The organism is Rhodanobacter sp. FW021-MT20, from assembly GCF_041107475.1.
Taxonomy (GTDB): Bacteria; Pseudomonadota; Gammaproteobacteria; order Xanthomonadales; family Rhodanobacteraceae; genus Rhodanobacter_A; species Rhodanobacter_A glycinis.
This window is the reverse complement of record NZ_JBGBPX010000017.1, coordinates 41,313-62,856: the sequence shown is the minus strand read 5'-3', so window position 1 is coordinate 62,856 and position 21,544 is coordinate 41,313. Positions and strand designations below refer to the sequence as shown.

20 protein-coding genes are annotated in these 21,544 nt (G+C 66.1%); 10 read left to right on the top strand and 10 right to left on the bottom strand.

Annotated features, from left to right (window positions below):
- Positions 1–8: 8 nt before the first annotated feature.
- From AB7849_RS15995 to AB7849_RS15985, 3 genes are read right to left on the bottom strand one after another with little or no spacing between them, the layout of a single operon-like run.
- Positions 9–779, bottom strand: coding sequence for a glycosyltransferase family 2 protein (locus AB7849_RS15995; RefSeq protein ID WP_008210809.1), 771 nt, complete (start codon positions 777–779; stop codon positions 9–11).
- Positions 776–1,570, bottom strand: a complete 795-nt coding sequence (locus AB7849_RS15990) for a beta-ketoacyl synthase chain length factor (protein WP_369501387.1) — start codon at positions 1,568–1,570, stop codon at positions 776–778. The genes AB7849_RS15995 and AB7849_RS15990 overlap by 4 nt, the downstream gene beginning before the upstream one ends.
- Positions 1,567–2,760, bottom strand: a complete 1,194-nt coding sequence (locus tag AB7849_RS15985) for a beta-ketoacyl-[acyl-carrier-protein] synthase family protein (RefSeq protein ID WP_008209800.1) — start codon at positions 2,758–2,760, stop codon at positions 1,567–1,569. The genes AB7849_RS15990 and AB7849_RS15985 overlap by 4 nt, the downstream gene beginning before the upstream one ends.
- A gap of 158 nt (positions 2,761–2,918) precedes the next feature.
- Here AB7849_RS15985 and hemF point away from each other — a divergent pair, with 158 nt between their 5' ends.
- Positions 2,919–3,845 (top strand): oxygen-dependent coproporphyrinogen oxidase, encoded by a 927-nt coding sequence (gene hemF, locus AB7849_RS15980; protein WP_369501386.1) that lies wholly within the window; start codon positions 2,919–2,921, stop codon positions 3,843–3,845.
- Between the two features lie 19 nt (positions 3,846–3,864).
- Here the strand turns inward: hemF and AB7849_RS15975 are convergent, their stop codons facing one another.
- Both AB7849_RS15975 and AB7849_RS15970 read right to left on the bottom strand, forming a co-directional pair.
- Positions 3,865–5,553, bottom strand: a complete 1,689-nt coding sequence (locus AB7849_RS15975; RefSeq protein ID WP_369501385.1) for a M28 family metallopeptidase — start codon at positions 5,551–5,553, stop codon at positions 3,865–3,867.
- A gap of 67 nt (positions 5,554–5,620) precedes the next feature.
- The gene (locus AB7849_RS15970; RefSeq protein WP_008212725.1) at positions 5,621–6,271 is read right to left on the bottom strand and encodes a polymer-forming cytoskeletal protein; all 651 of its coding nucleotides are present in this window, start codon (positions 6,269–6,271) and stop codon (positions 5,621–5,623) included.
- Between the two features lie 146 nt (positions 6,272–6,417).
- Between AB7849_RS15970 and gpmA the strand changes: the two genes are divergently transcribed.
- A complete protein-coding gene (gene gpmA / locus AB7849_RS15965; RefSeq protein WP_008212727.1) occupies positions 6,418–7,161 on the top strand; it encodes a 2,3-diphosphoglycerate-dependent phosphoglycerate mutase in 744 nt (247 codons plus the stop codon).
- Between the two features lie 127 nt (positions 7,162–7,288).
- On the top strand, positions 7,289–7,834 hold the full coding sequence (locus AB7849_RS15960; protein ID WP_008212728.1) for a hypothetical protein: 546 nt from the start codon (positions 7,289–7,291) through the stop codon (positions 7,832–7,834).
- Positions 7,835–8,023: 189 nt separating this feature from the next.
- Here AB7849_RS15960 and glnK read toward each other — a convergent pair whose 3' ends face one another.
- Positions 8,024–8,362 (bottom strand): P-II family nitrogen regulator, encoded by a 339-nt coding sequence (gene glnK / locus AB7849_RS15955; protein ID WP_008212730.1) that lies wholly within the window; start codon positions 8,360–8,362, stop codon positions 8,024–8,026.
- Between the two features lie 187 nt (positions 8,363–8,549).
- On the opposite strand from glnK, the gene AB7849_RS15950 reads away from it, so the two are divergent.
- The 6 genes from AB7849_RS15950 to AB7849_RS15925 all read left to right on the top strand — a co-directional run bounded on the left by AB7849_RS15950 (position 8,550) and on the right by AB7849_RS15925 (position 15,950).
- On the top strand, positions 8,550–8,807 hold the full coding sequence (locus AB7849_RS15950) for an accessory factor UbiK family protein (protein ID WP_008212732.1): 258 nt from the start codon (positions 8,550–8,552) through the stop codon (positions 8,805–8,807).
- Between the two features lie 129 nt (positions 8,808–8,936).
- On the top strand, positions 8,937–10,436 hold the full coding sequence (locus AB7849_RS15945; protein WP_081491789.1) for a YifB family Mg chelatase-like AAA ATPase: 1,500 nt from the start codon (positions 8,937–8,939) through the stop codon (positions 10,434–10,436).
- 437 nt (positions 10,437–10,873) lie between these two features.
- A complete protein-coding gene (locus tag AB7849_RS15940; RefSeq protein WP_008212736.1) occupies positions 10,874–12,661 on the top strand; it encodes a cation:proton antiporter in 1,788 nt (595 codons plus the stop codon).
- 135 nt (positions 12,662–12,796) lie between these two features.
- Positions 12,797–13,630 carry an SAM-dependent methyltransferase gene (locus tag AB7849_RS15935; protein ID WP_008212739.1) on the top strand — a complete coding sequence of 278 codons (834 nt, stop codon included), beginning with the start codon at positions 12,797–12,799 and terminating at the stop codon, positions 13,628–13,630.
- 194 nt (positions 13,631–13,824) lie between these two features.
- A complete protein-coding gene (locus tag AB7849_RS15930) occupies positions 13,825–14,115 on the top strand; it encodes a hypothetical protein (RefSeq protein WP_008212741.1) in 291 nt (96 codons plus the stop codon).
- A 20-nt stretch (positions 14,116–14,135) separates the two neighbouring features.
- Positions 14,136–15,950: a tetratricopeptide repeat-containing diguanylate cyclase gene (locus AB7849_RS15925; protein WP_008212743.1), complete on the top strand. Its 1,815-nt coding sequence runs from the start codon at positions 14,136–14,138 to the stop codon at positions 15,948–15,950.
- Between the two features lie 227 nt (positions 15,951–16,177).
- Here AB7849_RS15925 and aceA read toward each other — a convergent pair whose 3' ends face one another.
- Together aceA and aceB are read right to left on the bottom strand one after the other, a co-directional pair.
- Positions 16,178–17,473, bottom strand: a complete 1,296-nt coding sequence (gene aceA, locus AB7849_RS15920; protein ID WP_008208050.1) for an isocitrate lyase — start codon at positions 17,471–17,473, stop codon at positions 16,178–16,180.
- Between the two features lie 142 nt (positions 17,474–17,615).
- The gene (aceB, locus tag AB7849_RS15915; protein ID WP_008208053.1) at positions 17,616–19,208 is read right to left on the bottom strand and encodes a malate synthase A; all 1,593 of its coding nucleotides are present in this window, start codon (positions 19,206–19,208) and stop codon (positions 17,616–17,618) included.
- A 140-nt stretch (positions 19,209–19,348) separates the two neighbouring features.
- Between aceB and AB7849_RS15910 the strand changes: the two genes are divergently transcribed.
- Positions 19,349–20,371: a LysR family transcriptional regulator gene (locus AB7849_RS15910; RefSeq protein WP_008208055.1), complete on the top strand. Its 1,023-nt coding sequence runs from the start codon at positions 19,349–19,351 to the stop codon at positions 20,369–20,371.
- A gap of 109 nt (positions 20,372–20,480) precedes the next feature.
- On the opposite strand, the gene AB7849_RS15905 is transcribed toward AB7849_RS15910, so the two are convergent.
- Complete coding sequence (locus AB7849_RS15905) at positions 20,481–21,077, bottom strand: lysophospholipid acyltransferase family protein (protein ID WP_369501383.1); 597 nt, start codon at positions 21,075–21,077, stop codon at positions 20,481–20,483.
- Positions 21,074–21,496, bottom strand: a complete 423-nt coding sequence (gene arfB, locus AB7849_RS15900) for an alternative ribosome rescue aminoacyl-tRNA hydrolase ArfB (RefSeq protein WP_092702668.1) — start codon at positions 21,494–21,496, stop codon at positions 21,074–21,076. Before arfB ends, AB7849_RS15905 begins: the two co-directional genes overlap by 4 nt.
- Positions 21,497–21,544: the final 48 nt, after the last annotated feature.

Here is a 21,544-nt window from a genome sequence, read left to right as displayed (position 1 = left end):
AAACTGCCTCAGCAGATCCGCGCCGCGGATGGTTCGGCGGAATCGGCCACTTGCGGTGAGCTGCGCGAGCGCCGGTAGCTGGCACGGGCTTCGCCGTAATGGATGATCCGGCCTATCGTGTAGAGCGTGATGCGCGTGACGTCGCGCACGGGGCGGAAGTGGCTGAGCCGGAAGTTGCCCTGGTAGCGCGAGGCAATCGGCACCGAGACCACCGACATGTCCAGCTCGCGCGAGGCGGTGATCAGCAGCGCGGCCTCGAATACGAAACCTTCGGCGGGCAGGTCGACCAGGCTCAAGGCGGCGCGTGGATACCAGCGCTGGCCGCTCTGGGTGTCGGCAACCGGCTGGGCGCAGGCCCAGGAGATGCCCCAGTCGGCAAAGGCATTGGCGAAGCGTCGCGCCTTGGGCTGCTGGTCACGGTCGCGCAGGCGTGCACCGATCACCAGCCGGCCGGGCCAGCGGCGTGCGGCGGCCACGATGCGGGGGATGTCGTCGGCGCGATGCTGGCCATCGCCGTCCATCGTCAGCACCGCCTCATAGCCTTGCCGCAACGCTTCGCGGAAACCGCTGCGCAGGGCCTCGCCCTTGCCGCGGCGTTCGGTGTGGCGTACCAGGGTCACCGGCAGTGCATCGACGATATGGGGCGTGTCGTCGTCCGAGCCGTCATCCACCACGATCACGGGTACGCCCAGTGCCAGCACCGACTGCACCACGCCATGGATCGCCGACGCCTCGTTGAGGCAGGGAATCAGCACGCACCAGCGCGGCGTCTCGTTCATGCCATGGGCTCCACGCGGGCATGCAACGCGAGCCCGCGTGCGGCCGCCAGCGTGACATGGCCAGTGGCATCAAGCAGCGACTCGAGCAGGGGGAGCAAGGCGGCGGAAGGGTTGTCGGACATGCCACTAGTGCAATCGATCGGGGGTGAAGACGGAGTGCAGGACGTGCGTGCAAGCGTCAATGCCAGCCGCGCGCGACTGCCCGGACCGGGGATGGGCGACAACACTAGGCCACCACCGAAATCGTGATGGCAGGCGACGACCTCGCCCAGCGGGCCGTGGCCGGCGATGTCGCTGCACACCAGCAGCACTGGTTGCTGTCCGGCGCAGGCCAGCGTGGCCGCTTCCAGCAGTCCGGCACCTGCCGTGGCGTGGCCGGCGCAGATGGCGCTCGATGGCGCGCGGCAGTCGGTGGCGATGGTCCAGTAACCGGCCGGCGCGTTGTGTACGGAATGGTGGAAGCGCGTCGGCGACAGCTCGTCGGGCGTACGTGCCAAAGTGGCGCACAGGTAATCCGTGATCGCCAGGTCGCCGTAGGCGGAGGCGAAAACGCAGGCCAGCGTGTCGGCGGCGCGGCCGCTCATCGCGACGGCTTGCCCGGCCACTTCCACCGCCAGCAACGCGCTGGCCGAGGCGCGTCGTCGTTCGCCGGCGGACAGGCGGGAGGCGGGTGGACGCTCGACGGGCGTGGCCGGCGGTGCGCCGGCGCGACGCGCACGCAATGCGTCGATATCGGCCAGCGTCGACGACCACACGCCGAGACCTTCGACATAAACGCTCAGCGCATTCATCGGGAAACCTGCGCCTGGCCGAACACCAGGCAGGCATTGTTGCCGCCGAAACCGAACGAGTTGCTCATCGCCACCGCGACGCGCTGGCGCTCGGCGTGCCAGGCAAACGAGGCACTGCAGGCGGGGTCCGGGACGCGGGCGCCGAGATTGCCGGGGATCAGCCCGCCCTCGATCGCCAGCAGCGCGATGACGGCCTCGATAATCCCGGCTGCGCCCAGGGTGTGGCCGGTGAAGCCCTTGGTGGAACTGGCGCGCGTGGCCGGCGGGAACAACCGCGCAAGCAGGTGGGCTTCCATCGTGTCGTTCTTGTGGCTGGCGGTGCCGTGCAGGTTGATGTAATCGACCTGCGCCGGTTCGAGTCCGGCACGGGCCAGTGCCTCACGGATCGCCAGTTCGGCGCCCAGGCCCTCCGGATGTGGTGTGGACATGTGGTGGGCGTCGCTGGACTCGCCCCAGCCGAGCAGTCGCGGTGCCTGCGGTGCGGCGTCGGCGCGTTCCAGCAAGGCGAAACCGGCGGCCTCGCCGATCGAAATGCCGTTGCGCGTCTCGTCGAACGGGCGGCACGGTTCGGCTGAAATCAGTTCCAGCGAACTGAAACCGAACAGCACGCTGTCGCACAGCGTATCCACCCCACCGACCACGGCCGCATCGACCAGGCCGAGCCGGATCATCCGCTCCGCGCTGGCGAATACCTTGGCGCTGGACGAGCAGGCGGTGGAGACAGTGAGGCACGGCCCTTCCAGCGCCAGCGCAGCAGCGACGAAGTCGGTCAGCGAGTGCGGCGAATGGATCGCTCGGCGGCGCAAGTCGTCGGGCAGATGGCCGGATGCATCTAGTCGGCGATAACCTTCCTCGGTGGCGCCGATGCTGGCGGTGGAGGTGCCCAGCAGCAGCGCGATGCGGTCGGCGCCGTAGCGCGTGCGGGCGGCGTGCACGCGGTCGAGGAAACCGTCCTGGCGCAGGCCCAGCCAAGCCAGTCGGTTGTTGCGGCAATCCCAGTCGGCCAGCGCGGCGGGCAGTGGTTCGTCTTCCACGCCGTCGACGCGACCGATCCAGCACGGCAGCGGTGCCTGGCTGATGTCATTCGGACGCAGCCCGCTGCGGCCCTGCTCAAGCGCCTGCCGGTGGGTGTCGAGCCCATGGCCAAGCGCCGAGGTGGCCGTGCAGGCAGAGACCGCGAGGGAGGGCATGGGTGTGGTCATCGCACGAGCCTAGCCAGCCGCATGCGGATTGCCTAGACAATCGCCGCGAAAGTTGCACGTGCGTTCATGCGGGCTTGATCGTCGTCAAGCCGGCGTGACGGCGCACCGCATCGGCAAGCGGGCAGCCTCTTGCTAAGCTGCCGTCGATGAATACGACCGCACAACCGACCCGTAGCCTGCAGGCCGACCAGGCCGAAACCTTCCTGCGCGAATTGCAGGATCGCATCTGCGCCGCCGTGGAAAAGCTCGACGGCAAGGCCCGCTTCGTCGAAGACGCCTGGACCCGTCCGGCCGGCGGCGGCGGACGCACCCGCGTGTTGCGCGATGGGGCGTTGTTCGAGCAGGCCGGGGTGAATTTCTCGCGTGTGTACGGCAACAAGCTGCCGCCCAGCGCCACCGCGCATCGCCCGGACCTGGTCGGCGGCAGTTTCGTTGCCACCGGCGTGTCGCTGGTGTTGCACCCGAAGAACCCCTACGTGCCCACCACGCACGCCAACGTGCGCTATTTCGAGGCGAGCAAGCCGGGAGTGGAGTCGGTGTGGTGGTTCGGTGGCGGCTTCGATCTCACCCCGTTCTATCCGTTCGACGAAGACGTGGTGCACTGGCATACGGTGGCGCGCGACCTGTGCGCGCCGTTCGGCACGGATGTCTATCCGCGCTACAAGCGCTGGTGCGACGAGTATTTCCACCTCAAGCATCGCGGCGAGACGCGTGGCGTCGGCGGCCTGTTCTACGACGATCTCAACGAAGGCGGCTTCGCACGCTGCCTCGATTTCACCAAGGCGGTGGGGCAGGGCTTCCTCGATGCCTACGTGCCGATCGTGCAACGTCGCCAGGCCACGCCGTGGGGCGAGCGTGAGCGCGAGTTCCAGTTGTACCGGCGTGGCCGTTACGTGGAGTTCAACCTGGTCTACGACCGCGGCACGCTGTTCGGACTGCAGTCGGGCGGGCGCACCGAGTCGATCCTGATGAGCCTGCCGCCACGGGTGCGTTTCGAATACGCCTATCAGCCCGAGCCGGACTCGCCGGAAGCGCGGCTGGCGGCGTACCTGCAGCCGCGCGACTGGGTCTGAATTCCACGCATTGCCGGCGTCAATGCGGGTCGTTCGCCTGCATCATCGCCTGCCGCCGCGCGCGGAATTCGCTGCCGGCATTCCACTGCGGCCAGTCGCTGCCATCGGCGAGTTGCTGGCCGACGTCGTGCAGGGCCTGGATGTCCCTGATCACGCCGCGGAAGTCCCAGTGCGGATCGTAGTTGTCCTGCGGCGTGTGGTAGCGGTGGGCGGTGTAGTCGGCGAGCAGGGCGCGGCCCTTGCGGGTGCCGCCGTCGACCAGGTCGTCGCCGGTCAGCGTGTCCATTGCGGGCACGCCGGCCTTGGCAAAGCTGAAATGATCCGAGCGGAAGTAGAAGCCATTCTCCGGCGTGGGCTCGGGGCTGAGCGTGCGGCCCTGTTTCGCCAGTACGCCCTTGAGCCTGTCTTCCAGCTGCGACTGGCCGTAGCCGACCACGATCATGTTCTTCGTGGGGCCGATGATGTCCAGCGCATCCATGTTGATGTCGGCCACGGTCCGGTTCAGCGGAAACACCGGGTGTTCCACGTAGTACTGCGAGCCGAGCAGGCCGGACTCTTCCATCGTCACCGCGGCGAACAGCAGCGAGCGCTTCGGCCTCGGCTGCTGGTGCGCGAAGGCTTCGGCGATTTCCAGCAGGGCGGCCACACCGGTGCCGTTGTCGATGGCGCCGTTGTAGATCTGGTCGCCCTTCAGCTTGGGATCGCGGCCGAAGTGATCCCAGTGCGCGCTGTAGATCACCGCCTGATCCGGATGCTCGCTGCCCTTGAGCAGGGCCAGCACGTTGCGCGAATGCGTGTGCCGGATGGTGCTGTCCAGCGTGATCGAGGCCTGGGCTTTCAGCGGAACCGGCTTGAAGCCGCGACGGGCAGCCGCGGCTTCAAGCGTGTCGAAGTCCAACCCGGAGGCGGCGAACAGGTGGCGCGCGGCGTCGCCGCTGAGCCAGCCGGCCACGGGCAGCCGTGGCGCGGCATGCTCGCCCGCGGGCAGGCTGAGTTGCGGGCCTGACCAGCTGTTGTGCACCACGCTCCACGGGTAGCCGGCCGGTCCGGTGGCGTGCACGATGAAGCAGGCAGCGGCACCTTCGCGCGCGGCTTGCTCGTACTTGTAGGTCCAGCGGCCGTAGTAGGTCATCGTGCGGCCACGGAACAGCTTCGGATCCTGCGTGGCATAGCCAGGATCGTTCACCAGCACGATTACCGTCTTGCCCTTCACGTCGATGCCGGCGTAGTCGTTCCACTGGTATTCGGGCGCATCGATGCCGTAGCCGACGAAGACGATGTCGGACCGCTTGAGCGTCACCTTCGGCTTGGCCTGCAGGGTCACGGCAACCATGTCGCTGCCGTAGGCGAGCGGCAGGGTGCGGCCGTTTTCGGTGACGTCCAGGCGCAGCTGTTCCGGGTGCTGCAAGGTGGTCGATACCGCCGGCACGGTCTGGAACCACTGGCCGTGGTTGCCGGGCTGCAGGCCCATGCGCTTGAACTGCGCCACCAGATAGTCGACGGTGCGCCGGGCCCCTTCGGTGCCCGGCTTGCGGCCCTCGAACGCATCCGAGGAAACGGCCTTCAGATAGGCCGAGAAGTCACCGGCATCGATGGCTGCGCTGAAATGATGGGTTGTCGGCGCGGGCGTGGCCGCGAAGGTCGGCATCGCAAGCGCGATGCCGATGGCGAACACGGTGGCAGTACAGGTCGGCAGGCAGCGACGCATGGAGGTTCCCCGGCAACGATGGTGGCCCGAGTGTAGACCGCGTCCCTCGTGCCGGGGCAAGCCGCGATTACGGCGTGGCGCCGCTGAACTTCTCCACCGTGGTGCCCTTGACCGGGCCGATCTGCGCGCTGTCGCTGACCTTCAGCACCACCTCGCGGCGGAACTCCAGCGTGCCCTGCACCACGGCGTGCGGGCCGATCACGATCACCGGCTTGCGCGTGCTGCCCGAGTGGAACCAGCCGTTGTTCGGCTTGTCGACCAGGATGCCGCCTTCGACGCGCGAGTTGGCGCCGATGGTGATGTCGCCGGCCACGGTTTCGATACCGGCAGCGGCATGCGCATCTTCCAGGGTGATGGTGCCGTTGACGTTGGACAGGTGGCCATCCACCTCGGCACCCCGGGCCAGGTGGATGGCGCCGTTCACCGCCTCGACCTTGCCCTGCACGCGGGCGCCGGCGGCCATCTCGATATCGCCATTGACGGTGTCGACTTCGCCGGCCTGCGCCTGCTGGCCCAGTTTCACCTCGCCGTTGACGGTGCTGGCCTTCTCGACCACGGCGTGGTCGGCGACGTCGACGTCGCCGTTGACCGAGCTGGCCTTGCCGACATGCTGGCCGGCAGTGACATGCACGTCGCCGTTGACCTTGTCGGTGTCGTTGTCCGAGGCCATGGCGGCCAGCGGCAGGAGGAGTGCGAGAGCGAGCAGGATGCGGCGCATGGAGATATCTCCGTTCGGGATGGGATGACCCTCATGGGATGCGGCAGCGACGCCCGGGGTTTACGTGACCTTCGGCAGGGGCGTATTTGACGAGGCCCGGGCCCGGCCTCACCATTCAGGGTTCGCCCACCCGGAACCGCATCGCCATGCACAAGCTCGTCCTGATCCGCCACGGCCAGTCACAGTGGAACCTCGACAACCGCTTCAGCGGATGGGCCGACGTCGACATCACCGAGCAGGGCATGACCGAGGCTCGCGAGGCCGGCGAATTGCTCAAGCGCGAGGGCTATGCGTTCGACGTGGCGCATACCTCGGTGCTCAAGCGTGCGGCGCGCACCCTGTGGGGTGCCCTCGACGCGATGGAGATGATGTGGCTGCCGGTGCATACCGACTGGCGCCTCAACGAGCGTCACTACGGCGCGCTGACCGGGCTCAACAAGGCCGAGACCGCCGAGAAATACGGCGACGCGCAGGTCAAGGTCTGGCGTCGCAGCTACGATGTACCGCCGCCGGCACTGGAGCGCAGCGCCAACGAGGCGGTGCACGACCCGCGCTACGCCGCGCTGAACCCGGACGACATTCCCGACACGGAATGCCTGAAGGACACCGTGGCCCGCGTGCTGCCGTACTGGAACGAGGTGCTGGCGCCGGCGATCAGCGCCGGCCAGCGCGTGCTGGCGGTGGCGCACGGCAACTCCATCCGCGCGCTGGTGAAATACCTCGACGACATGTCCGACGAGGCCATCGTCGAGCTCAACATTCCCAATGGCGTGCCGCTGGTCTACGAGTTCGACGACCAGTTGAAAGTGTTGCGCCACTACTACCTGGGCGATGCCGATGCGATCGCGGCCAAGGCGGCGGCGGTGGCGAACCAGGGCAAGGCGAAGTAACTCGTCACGGGCCGGGTTGTCCGGCCTGACAGACGTCATGTGCACGGCCTGCGTGTCGTCAGTCGCCGCGCGAGTGCCATGCGATCAGGCTGGCGATACTTCCCATATCCATCGCGAGGCTGCGCCGATGTCGCCCCACCTGATGAGCTACGCCATCATGGTCCCGCTGGTGCTGCTGATCCTGTGGCGTCGGATCAGCCGCCAGTTCGGGCGCCAGCCGATCCGGCGCAAGCGGATGATCGTGCGAGTCGCGATATTCGCCGTGATCGGCTGCGTGCTGTTGCTGAGCGGGCTGCGCGACGTGCGCCTGGCTGAAGGATTGGCCGGAGGGATCGTGCTGGGCGCGGGGCTGGGGCTGCTCGGCCTGCGCCTGACCCGCTTCGAGACCGACCCGGAGCGCGGCGACTGCTATGTGCCCAACCCGTGGATCGGCGCCGTGCTGGTGGCCCTGCTGCTGGGGCGGTTGATGTGGCGCTTCCTGGTGCTGTGGCCGCAGATGCAGCACGCCGAATCACTGGCCGCAGCCCAAGCCCCTGGAACAAGCATGACGATGGGCTATCAATCCAGCCCGCTCACCTTGCTGGTTTTCGGTTTGCTGATCGGCTACTACATCGCCTATTACGCCGGCCTGCTGATTCATCACCGGCGTTTTCAGCGCGCGCAGGCGCGCTGAAAACAAAGGAACAAGACCTGGTCTTGCGGTAGCGCCGTTTTCGCTTCCTCTCCCCTTTGGGGAGAGGATTGAGGTGAGGGGCGGGTGCTCGCGGGGACGTCCCATCAAAAGCGCGCTTCGAATGTACGGTCGTCGCGAGGTTGCCCCCTCACCCCGACCCTCTCCCCGCAGGGGAGAGGGAGAAGATGCCTACAGCGCGTCGCCGTCCAGCTCACCTGTGCGGATGCGGATCACCTGGTCCAGCGCGCTGACAAAGATCTTGCCGTCACCGATCTTGCCGGTGCGGGCCGATTGCGAGATCGCTTCCAGCACGCGATCCAGCTGGTCGTCGGCCACTGCCACTTCCAGCTTGATCTTCGGCAGAAAGTCGACCACGTATTCCGCGCCGCGGTACAGCTCGGTATGGCCTTTCTGGCGGCCGAAACCCTTGACCTCGGTCACCGTGATGCCCTGCACGCCGACTTCCGCCAGCGCTTCGCGCACATCGTCCAGCTTGAATGGCTTGATGATCGCCACCACCAGTTTCATGCATCTTCCTCGTCAGGTCGCGCGCCCGGCGACGCCGTAAGGCCCATTGTGCCCTTCGCGCGCCGGGCTGTCGCCATGGGCGGGGCATGATGTAGGAAAATACCTACACACTTCAGTGGAGCATGCCGATGGCGACCGCCCGTACCCCCTCCCTACACTTTGCCCTGACGAGTTCGAGGTGCCTTCCATGATGGAACGGCTGGACATCGACCAAATTGCCCTGCGACTTGCTTCGTTGGTACCGCCAGGATTGGCAGACGCCCAGAAGGATCTGAGCGCCAATTTTCGTGATGTCCTGGCACAGGGATTGCGCCGCCTTGAGCTGGTTACCCGTGAGGAATTCGACGTTCAGAGCCAGCTGCTGGCGCGCACCCGCGCCAAGGTCGACGAACTCGAAAAGCGTGTCGCCGAACTTGAGGCTGTCGCGCATTCTCGCGAGTCGTAGCAGCCGCCCCCGATCCGTCACCCTCACCCCGAGAACGATCGGGGGCGGTCATTTTTCCTCAGCAGTCCGATGGAGTCGCATGATGGATACATTGATCAGCGACGCCCTTGGGCCCCGTCACCACCGGGCATGAGTCTCGCTGTTACCCTCAGCCGCGCCCAGGAAGGCGTGGCCGCGCCGCAGGTGATGGTGGAGGTGCATCTTTCCGGCGGCCTGCCGGGCACCAGCATCGTCGGCCTGCCCGAAGCGGCCGTGCGCGAAGCACGCGATCGCGTGCGCGTGGCGATCCAGAACACCGCCTTCGAATACCCCAACCGCAAAGTCACCGTGAACCTGGCGCCGGCCGAACTGCCAAAGGACGGTGGCCGCTTCGACCTGGCCATTGCGCTGGGCATCCTCGCCGCCGGCAACCAGGTACCGCGCGAGCGGCTGGACGAATGCGAGTTCCTCGGCGAGCTGGCGCTATCGGGCGATCTGCGTGGCGTCTCCGGCGTGCTGCCGGCGCTGCTTCGCGCGCGAGCTCGCCGTCGGCGCGTGGTGGTCCCGCGTGCCAATGCGGCCGAGGCGGCGCTGGTCTCCGATGCCGACGTGCGCGTGGCCGATACCCTGGCCGAAGTCTGCGGCTGGTTGCGCGGCGGCCAGGACCTGGACACTCCGGAAACGGCCAGTGCCGGTGGCGACAGCACCTTCGGTCCCGACCTGATCGACGTGCGTGGCCAGTTGCAGGCGCGACGGGCACTGGAGATCGCCGCCACTGGCGGTCATCACCTGTTGATGTCCGGGCCGCCCGGTACCGGCAAGACCATGCTGGCCGAGCGCCTGCCGGGTATCCTGCCGCCCCTGACCGAATCGGAAGCGCTGGAAACCTGCGCGGTACGTTCGGTGGCGGGGCATGCGGTCGATCCGGCCCTGTGGCGGCGGCGTCCGTTTCGCGCGCCGCACCACACTGCCTCGGCGGTGGCGCTGGTCGGTGGTGGCTCGCAGCCGCGCCCCGGCGAAATTTCGCTGGCCCACAACGGCGTGCTGTTCCTCGACGAACTGCCCGAGTTCAGCCGCCACGTGCTCGACGTGCTGCGCGAACCGCTGGAGTCCGGCAGCATCGTGATCTCGCGCGCGGCGCGGCAGTGCACGTTCCCGGCGCAGTTCCAGCTGGTGGCGGCGATGAATCCGTGCCCCTGCGGCTATGCCGGCGACCCGCGCCCGCGTTGCCATTGCACGCCGGACCAGATCGCGCGCTACCGCAGCCGCATTTCCGGCCCGTTGCTGGACCGCATCGACCTGTGCGTGGAGGTGCCGCGCGTGCCGCTGGCCGACCTGGGCGCGCCGCGCAGCATCTATGACGAGGACTCGGCCACGGTGCGGGCGCGGGTGATCAAGGCGCGCACCCATGCCTTGATGCGGGCCGGGCGGCCGAACGGGGAGATCAGCACCCGCGAACTGGAGCGCGATTGCGCGCTCGGGGCCGCCGAGCGGCAGTGGTTCGAAGCCGCGCTTGAGCGGCTGGGGTTGTCCGCGCGCGCTTATCACCGCGTCCTGCGGGTTGCACGCACGATCGCCGACCTTGATGGTGGCGCCGCTGCGCTGGAGCGCTCGCACCTGGCCGAAGCGCTGCAATACCGCCGCTTCTGAGCCGCGTGGTTCACCGCCCAGGAGGCCTCGCGCCATCGCCCACGCGCGGGTACGCGGTCAGCGATGTGGGGCGTGGCGCGCGGCGAACGCGCGGCTGCGGCAGCCTTCGACCATGGTCTGATAATTATTGAACCGAAGAGTATTGACTTCGCCGTGGGCGAGGGTATTATTTGCACCGGCCAGTTCATTTAATTGAACCCGCCCTGCCGCCCCGGTATCGGTTCCCCTCCCCCCCGCACCGATACCGGGGCCTGGCCTTTTCCCCTTGATGCAGATGTGGCTGCCGCCGTTCGTCGGGTCGTCCGGGGCGGGCGGGGATTCCGCGTACGACGCCATCCAGGTCCGCCGGGTGGCATCGGCTGCGCACGCGTGGCTGGACGTACCGGGGCATGCATGCTCCGATAGGCGCTCCCCCGGCGCCTCGACAAGGATTGCGGATGACCATCGAACTGGGCCTGATGCTCACCGGCATGCTGGTGGTCGGTTTCCTCTCGCAATGGCTGGCGTGGCGGGTGAAGTTGCCCGCGATCCTGTTCCTGCTGCTGGCCGGCATCGTGCTGGGTCCGGTGACCGGATTGCTGCAGCCGGACAAGATGCTGGGCGAGCTGCTGTTCCCGCTGGTGTCGCTGGCGGTGGCGGTGATCCTGTTCGAGGGCAGCCTTACCCTGCGTTTCCACGAATTGCGCGGCATCGGCGGTGCCGTACGCGGCTTGGTCAGCTATGGCGCGGTGGTCGCGCTGCTGCTGCTGGCGCTTTGCGTGCACTGGATCGCCGGCGTGCGCTGGGAGATTGCGTGGCTGTTCGGCGCGTTGACCTGCGTGACCGGGCCCACGGTGATCGCGCCGATGCTGCGCACGCTTCGGCCCACCGAGCGCATCGCCAACACGTTGCGCTGGGAAGGCATCATCATCGACCCGCTGGGCGCGCTGTTCGCGGTGCTGATCTTCGAGGCGATCGTGTCGCGCCAGGAGGGGCACACCATCGGGGTCTTCGTGGTCACGGTGCTGTGCGGCGCGCTGATCGGCACGCTGGCGGCGCTGCTGCTGGGCTTCCTGCTGCGTCGCCAACTGGTGCCGGAATACCTGCAGAATTACGCCACCCTGGCGATGGTGCTGTTCGCCTTCAGCCTGTCCAACACGCTGACGCACGAGTCGGGCCTGCTGGCGGTAACCATCATGGGCATCGCGCTGGGCAACATGCGCAACGTGCACATGGACGACATTCTCGATTTCAAGGAAAACCTCACCACGCTGCTGGTGTCGGGTTTGTTCATCCTGCTGGCGGCACGGCTGCCATGGCCGTTGCCGCACGGCATGTTGTGGGCGGGCATCGTCGTGTTCCTGGTGGCGCAGTTTGCGATTCGGCCATTCACGGCGATGCTGGCCACGATGGGCAGCGGCTTGACCTGGCGCGAACGGGCGCTGATCGCCTGGGTGGCGCCGCGCGGCATCGTGGCGGCCTCGGTGTCGGCCTTGTTTGCGCTGCGTCTGGGTGAATTGGGCCTGGAAGGTGCCGAGGCGCTGGTGCCGCTGGTCTTCATCCTGATCATCGGCACCGTGGTGCTGCAGAGCGCCACCGCGCGACCATTGGCGATCTGGCTGAAGGTGGCCGAACCCGAGCCGCGTGGCGTGCTGGTGTTCGGCTCCGACGCGGTGGCGCGTGCGGTGGGCCAGGCGCTGAAAGAGGAGGACGTGCGCGTGATGCTGGCCGACGACGACTGGGACGGAATCCGCCGTGCGCGCATGGAGGGACTGCCCACCTTCTACGGCCATCCGGCTTCACCGCATGCCGAGCGTCATCTCGATCTCACTGGCCTGGGACGTCTGCTGGCGATGTCCACCCATCGCGAACGCAATACCCTGGCGTGCGTGCACTACCGGCAGGAGTTCGGCCGCGAGAAGGTCTACCGCCTGCGCAACCTGTCGCCGGACGAGAATACCGAGCGCGTCGCGCTGGCCGACAACCTGCTGGCGCCGCCGTTGTTCGACGAGCAGATGACCCATGCACGTTTCGCCGAGCTGCTGGCGCGCGGCTGGCGGATCAAATCCACCACGCTGAGCAGCACGTTCGACTGGCCGAACTTCATCGAGCAGTACGGCTCGGACAGCGTGTTGCTGTTTGGCGTGGAGGAGAAAGGCACGTTGCGCGTCGCCTCGGCCAAGCGCGAACTGGAGCCGCGCCCCGGTTGGACGGTGATCGTGCTGGTGCCGCCGGCGGGCAAGTAACCCGTTGGGGCGTGGTGGGGCGAAGCCATCGGCCGACCGGCTTGCCGGGTATATTGGATGGATGTCGGCTTGCGGCGGCTGATCGCAACAGCACGTGGCGGCAGATCACACCACCCTGGTCATCGGATATTTCTCATGAGCGCCTTGTCGATGCCGCCCCCTGCCATTTCCGAACAACGCGGCAGCATCGCCTGCGTGGGCCTGGGCATGACCCTGGGCTCACATCTCTCGCCGTTGGCGCGCAGTCACATCGAACAGTCCGATGTGGTTTTCGCCGCGCTTTCCGACGCCATCGTCGAGCTGTGGCTGGAACAGATGCATCCGGACGTGCGCAGCCTGCAGCCTTATTACGGCAAGGGTGACAAATCCCGGGCGATCACCTACCGCGAGTGGGTCGAGGTGATGATGGCCGAGGTGCGCGCCGGCAAGAAAGTCTGCGCGGTGTTCTATGGCCATCCCGGTATCTTCGCGTGGTCGCCGCACGAAGTGATCAAGGTGGCGCGTGCGGAAGGTTTCCATGCGCATATGGAGCCTGGCATCTCTGCCGAGGATTGCCTGTATGCCGACTTGGGTATCGATCCCGGCCGCTACGGTTGCCAGCACTACGAAGCCAGCCAACTGTTGTTCTACGAAACTCCGATCAATACCGGCGCCTGTCTGGTGCTGTGGCAGGTCGGCCTGGTCGGCGACCGTTCGATGAAACGCTTTGCCACCGGTCCCGAATATCGCCAGGTGCTGGTGGATGTACTGAGTCAGGATTATCCGCTGGACCACGAGCTGATCATTTATCGCGGCGCGACTTTGCCGATCGAGCAGCCGCGCATTCGCCGTGTGCTCTTGCGAGATCTGCCAGCCACGGACGTCGGTGCCGATGAAACCGTGGTCTTGTCGCCGGCGTCGCCATTACGCGTCAATGCCTCGGCAAGGCGGCGATTGGCGGCATTGGACCGGGCGCTGATGATGCCTTGAATCCCGGTCCATGGCCTCCGTGCATGACGCGCACCCGTTCGCGAGGAGTGCTAGGCTGCGGATTGGCGTTGGGGGCGCCGATGCGATGAAGGCACGGAGGGTGCACCCGCTGGCAAGTGGTGTCATTCATCCGGGCAAGGCACCGTCCTCCCCGGCTGGATGAGCAACTCATCCGCAAGGAAACAGGGGAAAACATGTCCAACACGATCGAACTGCTGGAAAGCATCGGGCGGAATGCTTCGCTGCGCCGAGCTTCCCCGGAAAGCCTGTCCCGGGCATTGGACGAGATGGGTGCCGTCGATAACCTCAAGTTGGCGGCGGCCACGGGCGACAGGAGTTACCTGGCGCAGGAGCTCGGCAACAAGAACAACGTGGTCAATCACAACGGCCACGACGGTGGTTGTGACCCCGGCGATGACGATGCGGAAAACGTGCCGGATCAGGACGGCGACGAAATGGATACTCCGGATAACCCGGCGCGTTAGTCCAACCGGACAGTCATGCAATGGAGCACGGCACGCTGATTTGCCTGGCCGGAATGATCCTGGCCACTGTTGCGCCGAATGTGCGTGCGCACTCGGCTGCTCCGGCGATTGCAGCGCCATCGGTTGCGGTGTTGCTGGCTCGGGCCGAAGGTGCCAAGTCGAACGATCAGGACCGCTATCGAAGCATCCTGGTGCAGCTTCACGAGCGCAGCGCCAGCCTGAGCGTCGCGCAACGGTGGCACCTGCGACTGCTGGACGCGCAGCAGCTTTCGTTTGATGGCAACTACGGCAAGGCGGATCCCTTGCTGTACGACATCGTCGCTCATTCCGGCGACCAGGCGCTGTCGATTCGTGCCATGGCGAGACTGGTCCAGAACAAATTCAACAGTCATCACTATGTGGACGCTTATACGCTGGCCAACACCTTGATGGTCGAGCTGCCCAAGGTTGCCGATCCGACGGCACGGCTGGAGGGCATGGATCGGGTCATCATCATGTTGAACGGCGCTGCGGTGGGGCAATATGAGCTGGCGCTGCAATATGCCCGGGAGATGAAGGCCACGCTTCCTTCGGCGGCAGCTCAGTGCACCGCCGAGATGGGGGAGACGAACTCGCTGCTGTATGAGGGCAAGCTTCTTTCGACCGATCCGAGGTTTCGGCAGGCGATCGATACGTGCCTTGCCGCCAAGCATCCGTTGAGCGCCGACTCGCTGCGCCTGAACCAGGCCAGCGCCATGATCGACGAGGGCCATGCGAAGCGGGCGATTGCCTTCTTGCATCGCATTGCCCCGGCGATCCGGAAGAACCGCTATCCGCCATATCTTGCCTCGTTGCAGGTCACGCAGGCGCAGGCGTATCTGAGCCTCGGCGATGCCGCCAATGCGCGGAAATTCGCGTTGACCACCACTGCCATGAGCGGTGCGAACAGCACGTTGTGGATACTGCAGGCTGCCTATGAAGTTCTCTACAAGGCGGAAAAGATGAGTGGTCATGCTGCCGCCGCGCTGGCCTATTACGAGAAGTATGTGGCGCTGGACAAGGCTGCCGTGGATCATGCCAAGGCGCGCGCGCTGGCCTACCAGATGGTCAAGCAGCAAGTGCAGTCCAAGAAGCTGAAGCTGGATGCGCTGGACAAGCAGAATCGGATTCTTCAGTTGCACCATGCGCTGGCCATCCAGTCACAAAAGGTCAGTCGGCTGTTCATCGCGTTGTTGTTGGTGGTGATTGCTTTCATCGCGATGGCGATGTTCTGGCTGCGGCGTTCCCAGTTGCATTTCCGCAAGATGGCCCGGTATGACGGGCTGACTGGCGTGTTCAACCGGGAACACTTTTTCGAAGAGGCGGGACACGCGTTGCGACGGTTGCACCGGGCGAAGGCGGGAGCCTGTCTGGTGATACTGGATCTCGATCACTTCAAGCAGGTCAATGACAGCTACGGACACGTGGCCGGTGACGTGGTCCTGCGACAGACCGTGGCGGTATGCCTGCGGGAGTTGCGCAAGTCGGACATGTTCGGGCGCTTGGGTGGCGAGGAGTTTGGCATCCTGATGCCGGTGGCTTCGCGCGAACAGGGTGTCGAGATCGCCTCGCGCATCCGCTGCGCATTGGCGGCGGAGCCGATGGTGGTGAAGGCCGGCATCACCATCACGGTGTCCGCCAGTTTCGGTGTTGCCTGGAGTGCGGACTCTGGCCGCAGCTTGCGGGATTTGCTGATCGATGCCGATGCCGCGCTTTATCGCGCCAAGGACGGGGGGCGCAACCGGGTGGCCGTGGATACGCGGGCTGACTTGCTGCCGGAAGATCCGGAGGATGCGCAGCTCACCTGTAATGCGTGATGCATGTGGGGCACGGGGTGGGCTGATGGCGTGCCCGCAGGGTGCGTAAACTGCCAGCACCACGATGAAGCTCGGGTCCGGTGTGTCCGCCTTGGTGGTGGTGACAACACCGGGGCTCCGCCTTCGTGAAATCCCAGCCCTTGCACGACGCTTCTTTCGTGAAGCGCCGTACAAGGGCGGGATCGATTGATCGCAATCCAGGCCAGCGGGAATGGACGGCTATTTGCCTACGCCGCCGAGGCCTGCTTGAACTGCGCTTCTTCGGTCGAGCCGGTCAGTGCGGTCGTGGACGACTGGCCCTGCTGGATCGCCTGGGTCACCGCGTCGAAGTAGCCGGTGCCCACTTCGCGCTGATGCTTCACTGCGGTGAAGCCACGATCGGCGGCGCCGAATTCCTTTTCCTGCAGGTCGACGAAGGCACTCATCTGGCGACGCGCGTAGTTGTGCGCCAGGTCGAACATGCCGTAGTTCAGGCTGTGGAAACCGGCCAGGGTGATGAACTGGAACTTGTAGCCCATCGCGCCCAGTTCCTTCTGGAAGTTGGCGATGGTGGTGTCGTCCAGGTTCTTCTTCCAGTTGAAGCTGGGCGAGCAGTTGTAGGCCAGCATCTTGCACGGGAACTTGGCGTGGATCGCCTCGGCGAAACGGCGCGCATCTTCCAGGTTCGGCTTGCTGGTCTCGCACCAGATCAGGTCGGCGTAGGGCGCGTAGGCCAGGCCGCGGCTGATCGCCTGGTCCAGGCCGGGCTTGACCCGGAAGAAGCCTTCGACGGTGCGCTCACCGGTGATGAACGGCTTGTCGTTGTCGTCGATGTCCGAGGTGAGCAGGTCGGCCGCGTCGGCGTCGGTGCGCGCCACGATCAGGGTCGGCACGCCGGCCACGTCGGCGGCCAGGCGCGCGGCGTTCAACTTGTCGACTGCTTCACGGGTCGGCACCAGCACCTTGCCGCCCATGTGGCCGCACTTCTTCACCGAGGCCAGCTGGTCCTCGAAGTGCACGCCGGCGGCACCAGCCTCGATCATCGCCTTCATCAGCTCGAACGCGTTCAGCACGCCACCGAAGCCGGCCTCGGCGTCGGCCACGATCGGTGCCAGCCAGTCGATCTCGTCCTTGCCTTCGGCGTGGTGCAATTGATCAGCGCGCAGCAGCGTGTTGTTGATGCGCTTGACCACCAGCGGCACCGAGTTGGCCGGATACAGCGACTGGTCGGGGTACATCTCGCCGGCGACATTGGCGTCGGCGGCGACCTGCCAGCCGCTCAGGTAGATCGCCTGCAGCCCGGCCTTGACCTGCTGCATCGCCTGGTTGCCGGTGAGTGCGCCCAGCGCGTTGACGAAATCTTCCTTGTGCAGCGACTTCCACAGGCGCTCGGCGCCGCGTTTGGCCAGCGAATGCTCGACCGGCACGGTGCCGCGCAGGCGCACCACGTCCTCGGCGGTGTAGTTGCGGCGGATGCCGGTCCAGCGCGGGTTGTTGCTCCAGTCCAGGCTGATCTGTTCGGCGGTGGGCATTGCGGTCTTCATGGCATGGCTCCGTGGTATGAGCCCCTCTCCCGTCGGGAGAGGGGTTGGGGTGAGGGTTCGGTGGTCGCGTGGCGTGTTGCTTCGTCCGGACCCTCATCCGCCCTTCGGGCACCTTCTCCCGGAGGGAGAAGGATCGGTGTCGTCAAAGTTGTTCGTAAGCCGGCAAAGTGAGGAAATCCCCCAGCGTGTCGGCGTGGGTCATCGTGGCGAGCAGCGCGGCGGCATCGTCCACGCGCGAGGCGCCGGGTACGTCGCTGTCGCGCAGGCGGTGGGCATGGGCGGCCAGGGCGTGGTCGAACAGCGCGAAGTCGATCGGCGCGTGATCGGGAAATTCCACGCCACCGTGATGCAGCCACTGCCAGATCTGCGAGCGGGCGATCTCGGCGGTGGCGGCGTCTTCCATCAGGTGATGGATCGGCACGCAGCCCAGCCCGTCCAGCCATGCGGCGGTGTAGCGCAGGCCCACCTCCACGTTGTTGTCGAAGCCGGCGCGGGTGATGGTGCCGGGGCAGGGCGCAAGCAGTTGCTCACGACTGACACGCACATCCTCGCGCTTCACGTCGAGCTGGTTCGGCGTGGGCATGTGTTCGTCGAATACCGCCTGCGCCACGGCGACCAGCGCCGGATGCGCCACCCAGGTGCCGTCGTGGCCGGCCTTCACTTCGCGCAGTTTGTCGGCGCGGACCTTGGCCAGCGCGGCGTCGTTGGCGGCCTGGTCGCCCTTGATCGGGATCTGCGCCGCCATGCCGCCCATGGCGAAGGCGTTGCGGCGATGGCAGGTCTGGATCAGCAGTTCCGAATAGGCCTTCAGGAACGGCACCGTCATCTGCACCTGGCCGCGTTCGGGCAGCAGGCGGTCACGGTGGCCGCGCAAGGTCTTCAGGTACGAGAAGATGTAGTCCCAGCGGCCGCAGTTGAGGCCGGCGGCGCGGCCGCGCAACGCATGCAGGATCTCGTGCATCTGGAACGCCGCAGGCAGCGTCTCGATCAGCACGGTGGCCTTCATGCAGCCGTTGGGCAGGTCCAGCTCATCCTCGGCGAATGCCATCACCTCGTCCCACAGCGCGGCCTCTTCCATCGCCTCCAGCTTGGGCAGGTAGAAGTAGGGGCCGAGGTCGCGCTGCTGCAGCGTCCGGGCGTTGTGGAACACGTACAGGCCGAAGTCCACCAGGGCGCCGGCCATCGGCTCGCCGTCCACGCTGAAATGGCGCTCCGGCAGATGCCAGCCGCGCGGGCGCACCACCAGCACCGCCGGGTTCGGGCCGACCTGGTAACGCTTGCCCTCCGGCGAAGTGAATTCGATGCGGCCATTCACCGCGTCGCGCAGGTTGATCTGGCCATCGAGCTGGTTGGCGAAGCTCGGCGTTGAGGAATCCTCGAAGTCGGCCATGAACACCTTGGCGCCGGAATTGAGCGCGTTGATGATCATCTTGCGCTCGACCGGACCGGTGATCTCGACGCGGCGGTCCTGCAGTGCGGCCGGAATCGGCGCCACCGTCCAGTCGCCCTCGCGGATCGCCACGGTATCGGCGCGGAAGTCCGGCAGCTCGCCGGCGTCATGACGGGCCTGGCGCTGCCGGCGTGCGGCCAGCAACTGCTGCCGGCGCGGCTCGGCCAGGCGATGCAGCCGGCCCAGAAAGGCCAGTGCTTCCGGGGTGAGGATGGCCTCGTAGCCGGTCGCGCCGGTTTCGACCCGGGCGGTGGCGGCAGCGAGGTGTTCCTGGGGGACGGCCATGAGCTTCTCCGTGATTCGGTGTGGGAACGAAGCTAGGCCATGAATCGACTATTTGACAAAGTGAATGTTTCAATCTTTTATATTGAGGACATAAATACATACTCCAACGTATTGAAAAAATAGCCCGGAAAAACCTGAACATGACGCCACGCAAGCCCAAAAAGGCACCCCGAAAAGCGTCGAAAAAGCGTACGGGGCAGGAACCGGCAACGGCGGAATCGGCCCGTTACTACTACAAGGGCAACCGTCACAAGCAGCTGCGCGCCTTCGTCGCCACGGTGAAACTGGGCACGCTGAGCCGTGCCGCCGAGTCGTTGTACCTGTCCCAGCCCACCATCAGCCTGCAGCTGCAGGCGCTGGAACGGGAGCTGGGCGCCACCCTGCTCGAACGCCGGCGTCGCCGCATCAACCTCACCGACGCGGGCGAGGCGCTGTACGAGCTGGCGCGGCCGCTGGTGGAAGGCTGGGAGAACCTGGATCGCGACTTCCAGGCCAAGGCCAAGGGCTTGCAGGCCGGCCGGCTGGTGGTGGCCGCCGGCACCTCCACCATCCAGTACCTGCTGCCCGAGCTGGTGCGCCGTTATCGCCAGCGCTATCCCGCAGTGCAGTTGCAACTGGCCAACGTCACCGGCAAGGACGGCCTGGCCATGCTGCGCGAAGACAAGGCCGACTTCGCCGTCGGCTCGATGCTGGACGTGCCCAACGACATCGCCTGGGCGCCGGTGCGGCACTACGACCCGATGTTGATCGCACCGCTGGACCATCCGCTGGCGCAGAAATCATCGATCACCTTGCAGGACCTGTCGCCGTACGGCCTGATCCTGCCGCCGCAGCGCCTGTCCACCTACCGGCTGGTGGACCTGGTGTTCCAGCAGCAACAGGTGCCGTACCACGTGGCGATCGAGGTGGGCGGCTGGGACGTGATCAAGGAATACGTGGCGATGGGCATGGGCATTTCCATCGTCACCGGCATCTGCATCACCGAAGTCGATCGCGCACGGCTGGCCGTGCACAACATGAAGCAGTACTTCCCGCAGCGCAGCTACGGCGTGGTGATGCGCAAGGGCAAGTTTCTCAGCGCCGAGGCGCGTGCCTTCATCGATTTGATCCGGCCCGGGCTGCTGAGCCGGGATTACGACGAACCGGGGCACTCGGGGCGGTAATGGTTACATCAGGTTTTGCCCGTTTGCTCGGTGATGAGGTTTTTGACCCATCTGCCAACCATGGAGCCATCGTGCGCTGAATGTGGACATGCAGGACATCGCTGTCCGGTCACACCCCGTGGTACTTGCCCTGAAATGGCGCATAGAAGGCGCGCAGCCGCGCCGTATCAGCGGCCATGTCGTCGGTGGTGTGCAGCAGTGGGCCTAGACGAATGGTCTTGTCGGGGTAGTTGAAGGCTGCCGGGAAGATCGGCACATCGGCATCATGGGCAATACGCCAGAAGCCGCTTTTCCATTGCGGCACGTGGCGGCGCGTGCCTTCCGGTGCGATGCCAAGCCACAAGGCTTGCGGCTGATCGAAACGAGCGGTCATCTGTTCCACCACGCCCATGGCCGCGCTGCGGTCGATGGGGATGCCGCCAAGCTTGCGCAGCAGTGCCCCAAGCGGGCCGCGGAACAGCTCGCGCTTGCCCATGAAATGCACGTCGGCGCCGATGGCAGTCTTCATCAGCAGCCCCCAGATGCCATCCCACCACGAGGAGTGGGGTGCCACGATCAACACCAGTTTCGGGGTGTCGGGAAATTCACCCACCAGGCTCCAGCCGCACAAATGCAGCACGCTGCGGCACAGGCGGCGACGCAGTCCGTCACGCAGATGCGGCATGTGGGGTGGCAGCGTGTCGGGCGACGGCAGGCGTCCGTTCATTCGAAATCCGGTTTGCGTGAGCGGGTCTGCTTGATCTTGCCACGTTGCTGCTTGCCGGCAAGACGGCGTTCCTTCGAGGCGCGCGTGGGCTTGGTCGCCACGCGCTTCTTCGGCGGTACCAGCACGCCGCGGATGATTTCCGCCAAGCGCTCGCGCACGTCATCGCGATTGCGCGCCTGGTCGCGGAAGCGGCGGCCCTGGATCACCAGCACGCCGTCGTCGGTGAGGCGGCGGTCGCGGCGCGCCAGCAGTCGTTCGCGCACCGCCTCCGGCAACGTCGGCGAATGCGCCACGTCGAAGCGCAGTTCCACCGCACTCTCGGTACGATTCACATGCTGCCCGCCCGGGCCATCGGCGCGCAGGAAGCGCTCGACCAGCTCGGATTCGGGCAGGGACAGGGTGCGGCTGATCGTCAGCATGCGGGAATGGTAAGCGAGAAGTGAGTGAAGAGGAGTGGGAAGTGAGAG

Bases quoted from the DNA above. Each gene is read 5' to 3' on its own strand.
- AB7849_RS15985 (WP_008209800.1), bottom strand. From the start codon at position 2,760: ATGCCCTCCCTCGCGGTCTCTGCCTGCACGGCCACCTCGGCGCTTGGC.
- AB7849_RS15945 (WP_081491789.1), top strand. From the start codon at position 8,937: ATGAGTCTCGCTGTTACCCTCAGCCGCGCCCAGGAAGGCGTGGCCGCG.
- AB7849_RS15950 (WP_008212732.1), top strand. From the start codon at position 8,550: ATGATGGAACGGCTGGACATCGACCAAATTGCCCTGCGACTTGCTTCG.
- AB7849_RS15925 (WP_008212743.1), top strand. From the start codon at position 14,136: ATGGAGCACGGCACGCTGATTTGCCTGGCCGGAATGATCCTGGCCACT.
- aceB (WP_008208053.1), bottom strand. From the start codon at position 19,208: ATGGCCGTCCCCCAGGAACACCTCGCTGCCGCCACCGCCCGGGTCGAA.
- AB7849_RS15935 (WP_008212739.1), top strand. From the start codon at position 12,797: ATGAGCGCCTTGTCGATGCCGCCCCCTGCCATTTCCGAACAACGCGGC.
- AB7849_RS15975 (WP_369501385.1), bottom strand. From the start codon at position 5,553: ATGCGTCGCTGCCTGCCGACCTGTACTGCCACCGTGTTCGCCATCGGC.
- arfB (WP_092702668.1), bottom strand. From the start codon at position 21,496: ATGCTGACGATCAGCCGCACCCTGTCCCTGCCCGAATCCGAGCTGGTC.
- AB7849_RS15960 (WP_008212728.1), top strand. From the start codon at position 7,289: ATGTCGCCCCACCTGATGAGCTACGCCATCATGGTCCCGCTGGTGCTG.
- glnK (WP_008212730.1), bottom strand. From the start codon at position 8,362: ATGAAACTGGTGGTGGCGATCATCAAGCCATTCAAGCTGGACGATGTG.
- AB7849_RS15990 (WP_369501387.1), bottom strand. From the start codon at position 1,570: ATGAATGCGCTGAGCGTTTATGTCGAAGGTCTCGGCGTGTGGTCGTCG.
- AB7849_RS15905 (WP_369501383.1), bottom strand. From the start codon at position 21,077: ATGAACGGACGCCTGCCGTCGCCCGACACGCTGCCACCCCACATGCCG.
- AB7849_RS15940 (WP_008212736.1), top strand. From the start codon at position 10,874: ATGACCATCGAACTGGGCCTGATGCTCACCGGCATGCTGGTGGTCGGT.
- AB7849_RS15910 (WP_008208055.1), top strand. From the start codon at position 19,349: ATGACGCCACGCAAGCCCAAAAAGGCACCCCGAAAAGCGTCGAAAAAG.
- hemF (WP_369501386.1), top strand. From the start codon at position 2,919: ATGAATACGACCGCACAACCGACCCGTAGCCTGCAGGCCGACCAGGCC.
- gpmA (WP_008212727.1), top strand. From the start codon at position 6,418: ATGCACAAGCTCGTCCTGATCCGCCACGGCCAGTCACAGTGGAACCTC.
- AB7849_RS15930 (WP_008212741.1), top strand. From the start codon at position 13,825: ATGTCCAACACGATCGAACTGCTGGAAAGCATCGGGCGGAATGCTTCG.
- aceA (WP_008208050.1), bottom strand. From the start codon at position 17,473: ATGAAGACCGCAATGCCCACCGCCGAACAGATCAGCCTGGACTGGAGC.
- AB7849_RS15970 (WP_008212725.1), bottom strand. From the start codon at position 6,271: ATGCGCCGCATCCTGCTCGCTCTCGCACTCCTCCTGCCGCTGGCCGCC.
- AB7849_RS15995 (WP_008210809.1), bottom strand. From the start codon at position 779: ATGAACGAGACGCCGCGCTGGTGCGTGCTGATTCCCTGCCTCAACGAG.